We start from the raw sequence: 8,498 nt of genomic DNA, 5'->3' as shown, positions 1-8,498 counted from the left end.
AGGCGCACGGCCTGGCTGCCAGCGGCGATGATGGCCTTCTTGAACGCCACCACCTTTTTGCTGCCGGTCTTGTCCTGGCCGGTGCCGGTGGTTTCGCGGGATCGGCGCTGTTGGTGAGCAGGGCGGCAGCGGAGGCTGCGGTGGCCGACAGCATCAGGGTAGCGGCAATCAGGAAATGCTTGAAGCTTTTCATGGGAATCCTTGGATTGGGTAGAGGCTATTAAATTGCAATATGGCATCTACAATGCAAAAGTCGCGCCACCCAAGCCAAGTGATTGTTTTTATTGGGAAATCTAAATTTCAACCAAGAAATTTTCCTGCAACTGTAAATATTTTCGACAGTTATCCCGCAGCGCTTGCAACTTACTCCTCGCGCACGGTCACGATCGGCCGCAACGGCGTTTCATTTACCGTCAGCTTGAAAATGTCCGGCCGCGCGTAATGTCCGGCAACGTCAAAGTCGAAACGCCCGCGCGGGATATCGGCCAGGTCGATCGTCGCCACCAGCACCGCTTCCTCGTCGAAGACCGGACCGGCCAGCACCTTGCCGAGCGGGTCGATGATGCAGCTGCCGCCGCGCATCAACTGCGCATCCGGGTCGGTTGAAATCTCATTCCTGAATTCCTTCGGAAATTCGCTGCCGCGCAAGACCTGGCAGGAAGACAGCACGAAGCAGCGCCCTTCCAGCGCAATGTGCTGCATGCTCGGCAACCAGGTCGGACGGTCGTCCGCGGTCGGCGCGCAATAGATTTCGATGCCCTTGCCATACATCGCCATGCGCAGCATCGGCATATAGTTTTCCCAGCAGATGACGGCGCCGAGCTTGCCGACCGGGGTGTCGAACACGGGCAGGGTCGAGCCGTCGCCCTGGCCCCAGAGGTAGCGTTCGGCGGCGGTCGGCATCAGCTTGCGGTGCTTGCCTAGCAGGCTGCCGTCCGGACCGAAAAACAGCACGGTGCAGTACAGGGTGCCGCCGGCGCGCTCGATCACGCCGACCACGATGAACAGCTTGAGATCCGCTGCAGCGGCGCCGATGCGCTCGGTCTCCGGACCGGGGACGGCGATCGCGTTTTCATAGTAGCGGCGAAATTCCTCGCGGCTTTCCGGCGGACGGGCGCCCAGCGCAATGTGGAAATCGGCGCCCTTCGGATAGCCGCCGAGGAAGGCTTCCGGAAAGACCGCCAGTTCGGCGCCCTGGCCACGGGCGTCCGTGGCCAGCCTGATCAGCTTGTCGACAGTGGCGGCGCTGTCGCTGGGTACGGAAGAAGCCTGGATGACGGCGACACGGTGAGTAGTCATGTTGATCCTTGATAGAAAATGGATTTGTTGGAATGAATGCAATGCGCCCGCCTACAGGCCGAGATAGGCGCGCCGCACTTCGTCGTTGGAACGCAAGTCGCCGGCGCTGCCTTCGAGCACCAGCCGGCCCGATTCCAGCACATAGCCGCGGGTGGCAATCGACAGGGCCAGCGAGGCGTTTTGCTCGACAAGCAGGATCGACACGCCGGTGGCGTTGATGCGCAAGAGCGCCTCATGCAGTTCGTCGACCACGATCGGCGCCAGCCCATGGCTGGGCTCGTCGAGCAACAGAAGCCGGGGGCAGAGCATCAGCGCGCGGCCGATGGCCACCATCTGCTGCTCGCCACCCGACATCGATCCCGCCGCCTGGGTGCGCCGCTCGCGCAGTCGGGGAAACAGTTCGAATACGGCCTCGATCCTGGCATCCAGCTGTGCCGTATGGCGCAGGGTATAGGCGCCCATCACGAGGTTGTCGTACACCGTCATGAGCGGGAACACATGGCGTCCCTCCGGCACGTGGGCAATGCCCAGCGCGGGAATGGTGTGGGCGGCGCGGCCGAGCAGGCTTTCGCCATTGAAGTCGATCTTGCCGCGCACCTGCGGCACCAGCCCGGAAATGCTGCGCAACAAGGTGCTCTTGCCCGCGGTATTGGCGCCAAGCAGGGTCACGGTCTCGCCGGTGGCCACCGAAATGGATACATCGTGCAGCACATCCTTGCCGCCGTAGCCGGCATTGAGTTTTTCGATTGTCAGCATCATGCCTCCTTGCTTTTCTCGCGGCCGAGGTAAGCTTCGATCACCACCGGGTTGGCGGCGATTTCCGCCGGGGTGCCGCTGGCGATCAGGCCGCCGAACTGCAACGCCAGGATGCGGTCGCACAGGCGCATGATGGCGCGCATGTGGTGCTCGACCACGAACAGGGTCAGGCCTTCATCGCGCAGCGAACTCAGCACGTCCATCACCGCGTCCATTTCGGCCGGGTTCAGGGCCGCCATCACTTCATCCAGCAGCAGGATCCTGGCGCGGGTCGCCATGGCGCGCGCCACTTCCACCAATGCGCGCTGCGGGAAAGTCAGGTCAGCCACCTCCGCATCGGCGATCGACGCCAGGCCGAGGCGCTCCAGCGCGGCGTCTGCGGTGCGGCGGGCATCGGCCAGGTTGCTGTGCGACAGCGCCGCCACCACCACGTTGTCGCGCACATTCATGTCCGGGAAAAGCGAAACGTTCTGGAAAGTCTTGGTCATGCCGTGGCGGGCGACCTGGTGCGGCCGCTTGCCGTCGATGCGCTCGCCTTCGATGACGATCCTGCCCTCGCTGGGCTTGACCAGGCCGACCAGCGTGCTGAACAGCGTGGTCTTGCCGGCGCCGTTGGGGCCGATCAGGCCGACGATTTCGCCCGGATTGAGGGTGAACGAAACATTATTCAACGCCACCAGGCCGCCGAACCTGACGGTGACGTTTTCTACTTGCAGCAAGGTAGTCATTTGATCCAGCTCCATTTGCGTCCAGAGAACAGCGCGACGAATCCGGCCGGCTTCACCAGGATCATGACGATCAGGATCACGCCATAGACCAGCTGCGACAGGCCGGCAATACGGCTGGACAGGGTTGCGTTAATAAATTCCTCCAGCGGCAGCAGGAATAGCGCACCCAGCAGTGGGCCGGCCAGGGTGCCGATGCCGCCGATGATGGTGATCAGCGCCATGCGGATCGAAATCGCGCTGGAGCCGAATACCGAATCGGGGTCGAAGAAGAAATTGAACTGCGCAAACAGCGTGCCGCACAACGCGGTCAGCGCGGCGGAGATCAACAGCGCCATCAGCTTGGTGCGGAAGGTGTCGACGCCGGCGACTTCGGCGGCATCCTCGTTTTCACGCACTGCGCGCAGGCGGTAGCCGAAGGCCGATACCTTGATGGCCCAGAACACGCCGCTGACCAGCAAGAAGGCCGCCAGCATGATGTAGTAATGCATCACCGTGCTGGAGAACTGGAAGGCCCAGAAGCCGCCGTTCGGATTGAAGGGGATCGACAGGCCTTGCGGGCCGCCGGTCAGGCTGCCGGCGCTGTTGGCAATGATGCGCAACACCTCGGCGAAGGCCAGCGTGGCCAGGGCGAAGTAATGCCCGGCCAGTTTCAGCGTGGGCAGCGCCAGCAGCACCGCGAGCGCCATCGCCAGCGCCATGCCGACGACCAGGCCGAGCCAGGGCGAGACGCCGAACTTGATCAGCAGGATGGTCGAGGTATAGGCGCCGATGCCGAAGAAGGCAGCGTGGCCGAGCGAGATCTGGTTGGCCAGGCCGCCGACGATGTTCCATGCCTGCGCCACCGCGGCGAACAGGAAGATCATGCACAGCACGCGGATGCCGTAGCCGCGGGCATCGAAGAACCAGGGCGCGGCCAGGGCGACGATCAACAGGATGGGAAGGATGCGTGAGGCTTTCATCGTTTTTTGAACCCGGAAGAGATAAGACCTTGCGGCCGGAACGCCAGCACGGCGATGAACACAACGAACAGCACGAGGTTCTGCAGCTGGATCGGAAACAGCAGGCCCGAGACAGACTGGATGACGCCGACCACGATGCCGCCGACCAGGGCGCCGACCACGCTGCCCAGGCCGCCCAGCACCACCACCGTAAACATCAGCACGGCGAAGCTCTGGCCGATGGTCGGGCTGACCGTGAGATACGGCAGGATCACGCCGCCGCCGAAGGCGGTCAGACCGGTGCCGATGCCGAAGGCGACCGCGTAAGTGTGCTTGGTGGCCACGCCCATCAGGGTGGCGGCCATGCTGTTTTGCGCAGTGGCGCGGATCGATCGCCCCATCCAGGTGTGGGTCAGGAACCACCACAACGCGGCGCTGACCAGCAGCGACATGCCGAACGCCAGCGCATACGGCGCGCTGACGAACAGCGGCCCGAGCGTGATGCTGGCAGTCTGGTATGGCGTCTGCACCGACTGGTAGTCCGAGCCGAATACCAGCAGCGCGGCGTTCTCGATGACGATCATGAGACCGACCGTGAGGAAAATCTGCGACGACGCCGGCGCCTTCATGACGCGCGAGACCAGGTAGCGCTGCGCCAGATAGCCGAGGCCGAAGCCGACCAGCAGCGAAAAGAAGGCGCCCAGCATCGGATCAAGTCCGAGCAGGCGCCAGGCGAAGAAAGCGGCGTACATTCCCACCATCAAAAACTCCGCCTGGGCGAAGTTGACGATGCCGAGCACGCCGAACACGAGCGACAAACCGGTGGCAATGACGCCGTAGACGCCGCCAAGCAGGATGCCGTCGATGATGGCTTGAATGAATTGCATGATGATCCGTTGAAGAAAAGACGGGGACGAAAGCGGGCGCCCCGCCCCTGCAGAGGGCGAGCGGCGCCCGCGGCTTGCTTACCTGGCGCCGCCCCAGATCGCCTTGCCCTTGGCAAGCTCGGCCGGATAGACGGTGACCAGGTCGTTGCCGCGCCACTGCACCATGACCGGCTTGGCGCCGACGGCAGCGCCGGTCTGGTCGAACTGCACGCATCCTGCCGGAATGCCCTTGGCGATGCCGTCGCAATACTTGATCTTGGCCAGCGCGTCGCGCACCTTGGCCGGATCGTCCGACTTGGCCTGGTCGACCGCCTGCATCATGGCTTCGGTAGCCGCGCCGAAAATCAATGCGTCATGCGGCATGAAGGCGCCGTACTTGGCCTTGTAGCGCTCGCCGATCGCCGGCGCGGTATCGTAGCTGGCGGTGGAGATCGACAGCACGTTTTCGGCATACTGGCCCAGGCCCTTTTTGAAGTCCGGAATGATGTAGCCGGCCGCGCCGCCAATCGTCGGCGTGGTAATGTTTTGCTGGCGCATGGTGCGGATGATCAGCAGCGAGTCGTTCAGGTAGGACACCGGGAACACCATCTGGGCGCCGGAAGCGCGCACCTTGTTGACCAGCGGCGTGGCATCGGTGATGCCGAGCGGGTAAGCCTCGTCCACAACCACCTCGATGCCGGCGGCCTTGGCGCCTTCGCGCAGGCCCTTGGCCTGGGCGGTGCCGTAAGCGGTGTCTTCATACAGGATCGCAACCTTCTTCACCGGCTCGCCGGCCTGTTTGGACAGCCCGAGCGCATAGTCGAACTGGGCGCGCCCGACCACGGAGCCCTTGGGCGAGACCTGGAAAACGTTCTTGTAGCCGCGACCGGTAATTTCATCGGCAAAGGCAAAGGTAATCAGCGGCACGCCGGCGCGCTCGGTGACTTCCGAGGCGGCGATGGTGACCGAGGACACGAAGGAGCCGATCACGCCGGAGACGCGCTCTTGCGAAATCAGGCGCTGGGTGGCAGCTGCGGCGGCGTTGGGCTGCGGGATGTCGGCCACCACCAGTTCGATCTTGGCGCCGCCCAGCGACTTGACGCCGCCCTTGGCATTGAATTCTTCCACTGCCAGCTTGATGCCGTTCAGCGAAGTATTGCCGAATGCGGCGTTGGGGCCGGACATCGGCATGATCACCCCGAGCTTGACGACTTTTTGCGCATGGGCAGCTGGCACAACAGCAAAGGCGGCGGCAATCGCGGCCGCCACGAGGCCGGCGCGCGTCAGTTTCTGGTTACGGATGTTCATGAAAACTCCTAGACGGATCAGTGGATGGAAAGTCGCTTCAGGCGCCGCAGGCTGCTGGCTGCCTGACAAAACGGATCTTATGCGCGTCAATTTTTATCGTCAATAATTTTCGACAAATTAATTTTTATCGCACTAATAGGGGGAGCAAAATTTGAGTTATGCCCCACGAAACAGCGACTTATAGCGAAAATGCACTGAATTTGTGCTGTCGAATTTTATCGACAAAATGCATTTTCATGATTTGCCGCGAGTGTATTCGCCGGGGTAAAATGCAGCCATCTCGTTTACCCTAAAAGACCATGCAATTCGAACAGCAGCTTGCCACTCTCGGCATCGATGGCAAGCTTTACCAGGCTTACCTGGCCGCGCTGGAACTTGGCGAAGCCCCGGTGCAGCAAGTCGCAAAAAAAGCCGGACTCGGCCGCACCACAGCGTATGACTTGCTGGACAAATTGGAGAAGGAAGGTCTGATCAGCATGGTCGAGCGCGATGGCAAACGCCACGTGCTGGCGGAAGATCCGGTGGTGATCCTGCAGCGGCTGGAACTCAAGCGCCAGGTCATGGGCGATCTGCTGCCGCAGCTGCGCTCGATCTACAACCGGGCAAAGTCGAAGCCCAACATCCGCTTTTACGAAGGCGAGGAAGGCATCCACACCGTATTGATGGATACGCTGACTTGCCGCTCAAAACAGTTGCGCGGCATCCTGTCGATGGATGACCTGCTGGAGATCCCGGGCCAGGCGAAATTCAATGAATATATTGCCGAACGCGTAGAACGGGGGATCCATCTGCGCGTGCTGCGCTCGGCTATCAAGGATGTCGACCGGATCTGGCCGCAAAGCAGCACGGAAATGCGCGAACTGCGCTATGCGCCGCCGTCGGTATTACTGTCGATGACCACCTATATCTATGATGACAAGGTGGCCTTCATTTCATCGAAGAAGGAAAATTACGGCATGATTTTCCAGAGCGAAGAGCTGTCGCGGCTGCACGAAGCGCTGTTCGAAGGGATCTGGACGATTTCGACCGAACCCCTTGCCTAGCCTGCGATTCCCGGCGGCAGTATCCCGGCCCAAGGGTAGGCCGCCTCGAAGGCCGCCGCTGCGCGGAAAATATCCGATTCACGGTTGATTCTGGCGACCAGCTGCAAGCCCACCGGCAAACCCGCTGAAGTAAAGCCCACCGGCAGCGACGCCGCCGGCTGGCCGGTCAGGTTGAAGGGATAGGTATAGTACTGCCATGAACATACGTTGCGATCAGCAAATTGTGGCGGCACATCCACCCCGACATCGAAGGCGGCTACCGGCGCGGTCGGCGTCAACAGCAAATCAAAGGGCTCGAACAGCGCCCGGATTTTTTCACGGAATTGGTAACGCGCAAACACTTTCGAATAATAGTCGAACAGGGTCTGGTCAAGTGCCTTGTCCAGCATGGCTACTACGGCTGGATCGAGCAACTCGCTTCGATTGCGCAAGGTATCGTTCAGGCGGGTGCCGACGCCTGCGTAAAACTCCGCCATCCACAAATCCGCCGGATCATTGCCAATGCCATCGGCGAGGTCGATGATTTCGCACCCCAGAGTCCTGAATTTCATCACTGCTGCCTCTGTGATGCGCACGACTTCCGCATCCGGCTTGGCGTAACCGAGCGTTGGGCTCCAGGCCAGCCGCATGCCCTTGACCGGCAGATCGCAAGCGCCGAGGAAATCCGGCACATCGCCTGCCACCGAAAACGGATCGCGCGGATCATGGCCTGCGACCACCGATAGCAGCAAGGCGGCGTCCCGCACTGACCTAGCCAGCGGGCCAACGTGGCCCAGCGTCGGCGTAGCGGACGCTGGGAATACAGGAACCCGGCCGAACTGGGCCTTGATGCCGAACAGGCCCGTGAGCGAAGACGGCTCACGGATCGAGCCGCCACCATCGGTTCCAAGGGCAAACGGCGTAACGCCGGCGGCCACGCTGGCGGCGGCGCCGCAACTGGAACCGCCCGGGGTCTTGGCCGTATTCCAGGGATTGCGGGTAATACCGGTCAGTGGAGAATCACCCACGGCCTTGCAACCGAATTCGCTGGTCGTGGTAATTCCAACGATACAGGCACCGGCTGCCTTGACGCGCGCCACCGCAGGGGCATCGGCCTGGGCGACATTATTAGCCATCGAACGCGACCCAAAGGTTTGCCGCACGCCGCCCACCGCAATCAAATCCTTGACCGAGATCGGCACGCCATGCAGCGCGCCCGGCGCCTCGCCCCGCCGCAACGCCTGGTCGGCGCTTTCGGCGGAAGCCAGGGCCATTTCAGGGGTCGTCGTCGAAAAGCAGTTCAGCAGGGGCTCTAAGGCGTTCTGCCGCTCCAGGGACTGCCGCGCCACTTCAACGGCGGAAATTTCTTTGCCCACGATTGCATCACGCAATGCAATCGCAGTCGGGAATTCGTTAAGCATTTGCCCCTCCCGCGGATAATCAGATCATGCCAAGCGAACGGTCCAGGATTGTCCCTTCGCTGGCAAACGGATAGGCGTTTTAACCGCATGAGGCCAAGTATCGCACCGCGGAAGCGCCATCAAGCCGGCTGAGACACTCGATTTTCCCGCCCAGGTGTCA

General features: G+C 61.9%; 9 protein-coding genes. 2 read left to right on the top strand and 7 right to left on the bottom strand.

Annotated features, from left to right (window positions below):
* A partial coding sequence (locus tag BLW02_RS20125) for a hypothetical protein (RefSeq protein WP_208859761.1) occupies window positions 1-224 on the top strand: 224 nt, incomplete at its 5' end.
* Window positions 225-363: 139 nt separating this feature from the next.
* Here the strand turns inward: BLW02_RS20125 and BLW02_RS18860 are convergent.
* The 6 genes from BLW02_RS18860 to BLW02_RS18835 all read right to left on the bottom strand — a co-directional run bounded on the left by BLW02_RS18860 (window position 364) and on the right by BLW02_RS18835 (window position 5,895).
* Window positions 364-1,299, bottom strand: coding sequence for a carbon-nitrogen hydrolase family protein (locus BLW02_RS18860; RefSeq protein ID WP_092701556.1), 936 nt, complete (start codon window positions 1,297-1,299; stop codon window positions 364-366).
* Between the two features lie 51 nt (window positions 1,300-1,350).
* On the bottom strand, window positions 1,351-2,055 hold the full coding sequence (locus BLW02_RS18855; protein WP_092701553.1) for an ABC transporter ATP-binding protein: 705 nt from the start codon (window positions 2,053-2,055) through the stop codon (window positions 1,351-1,353).
* Entirely contained in the window at window positions 2,055-2,783 is a 729-nt protein-coding gene (locus tag BLW02_RS18850; protein ID WP_092701559.1) for an ABC transporter ATP-binding protein, read from the bottom strand. The genes BLW02_RS18855 and BLW02_RS18850 overlap by 1 nt, the downstream gene beginning before the upstream one ends.
* On the bottom strand, window positions 2,780-3,712 hold the full coding sequence (locus tag BLW02_RS18845; RefSeq protein WP_244273763.1) for a branched-chain amino acid ABC transporter permease: 933 nt from the start codon (window positions 3,710-3,712) through the stop codon (window positions 2,780-2,782). The genes BLW02_RS18850 and BLW02_RS18845 overlap by 4 nt, the downstream gene beginning before the upstream one ends.
* A 26-nt stretch (window positions 3,713-3,738) precedes the next feature.
* Window positions 3,739-4,608, bottom strand: coding sequence for a branched-chain amino acid ABC transporter permease (locus BLW02_RS18840; RefSeq protein ID WP_092701547.1), 870 nt, complete (start codon window positions 4,606-4,608; stop codon window positions 3,739-3,741).
* A gap of 78 nt (window positions 4,609-4,686) precedes the next feature.
* Window positions 4,687-5,895, bottom strand: a complete 1,209-nt coding sequence (locus tag BLW02_RS18835; RefSeq protein WP_092701544.1) for an ABC transporter substrate-binding protein — start codon at window positions 5,893-5,895, stop codon at window positions 4,687-4,689.
* A gap of 299 nt (window positions 5,896-6,194) precedes the next feature.
* Between BLW02_RS18835 and BLW02_RS18830 the strand changes: the two genes are divergently transcribed.
* Window positions 6,195-6,938, top strand: a complete 744-nt coding sequence (locus BLW02_RS18830) for a TrmB family transcriptional regulator (protein WP_092701541.1) — start codon at window positions 6,195-6,197, stop codon at window positions 6,936-6,938.
* Here BLW02_RS18830 and BLW02_RS18825 read toward each other — a convergent pair.
* Complete coding sequence (locus tag BLW02_RS18825) at window positions 6,935-8,338, bottom strand: amidase (protein WP_092701538.1); 1,404 nt, start codon at window positions 8,336-8,338, stop codon at window positions 6,935-6,937. The two genes, BLW02_RS18830 and BLW02_RS18825, sit on opposite strands and share 4 nt — an antisense overlap.
* Window positions 8,339-8,498 lie beyond the last annotated feature (160 nt).

The sequence above is a fragment of the Acidovorax soli genome (genome assembly GCF_900107605.1).
In the GTDB taxonomy this organism is placed as follows: domain Bacteria; phylum Pseudomonadota; class Gammaproteobacteria; order Burkholderiales; family Burkholderiaceae_C; genus Acidovorax; species Acidovorax soli.
This window is presented reverse-complemented; position numbering and strand designations above follow the sequence as displayed.

What these genes read in the sequence shown, in the direction of transcription:
- BLW02_RS18850 (WP_092701559.1), bottom strand. Translation starts at nt 2,783, where the DNA reads ATGACTACCTTGCTGCAAGTAGAAAACGTCACCGTCAGGTTCGGCGGC.
- BLW02_RS18860 (WP_092701556.1), bottom strand. Translation starts at nt 1,299, where the DNA reads ATGACTACTCACCGTGTCGCCGTCATCCAGGCTTCTTCCGTACCCAGC.
- BLW02_RS18835 (WP_092701544.1), bottom strand. Translation starts at nt 5,895, where the DNA reads ATGAACATCCGTAACCAGAAACTGACGCGCGCCGGCCTCGTGGCGGCC.
- BLW02_RS18840 (WP_092701547.1), bottom strand. Translation starts at nt 4,608, where the DNA reads ATGCAATTCATTCAAGCCATCATCGACGGCATCCTGCTTGGCGGCGTC.
- BLW02_RS18855 (WP_092701553.1), bottom strand. Translation starts at nt 2,055, where the DNA reads ATGCTGACAATCGAAAAACTCAATGCCGGCTACGGCGGCAAGGATGTG.
- BLW02_RS18825 (WP_092701538.1), bottom strand. Translation starts at nt 8,338, where the DNA reads ATGCTTAACGAATTCCCGACTGCGATTGCATTGCGTGATGCAATCGTG.
- BLW02_RS18830 (WP_092701541.1), top strand. Translation starts at nt 6,195, where the DNA reads ATGCAATTCGAACAGCAGCTTGCCACTCTCGGCATCGATGGCAAGCTT.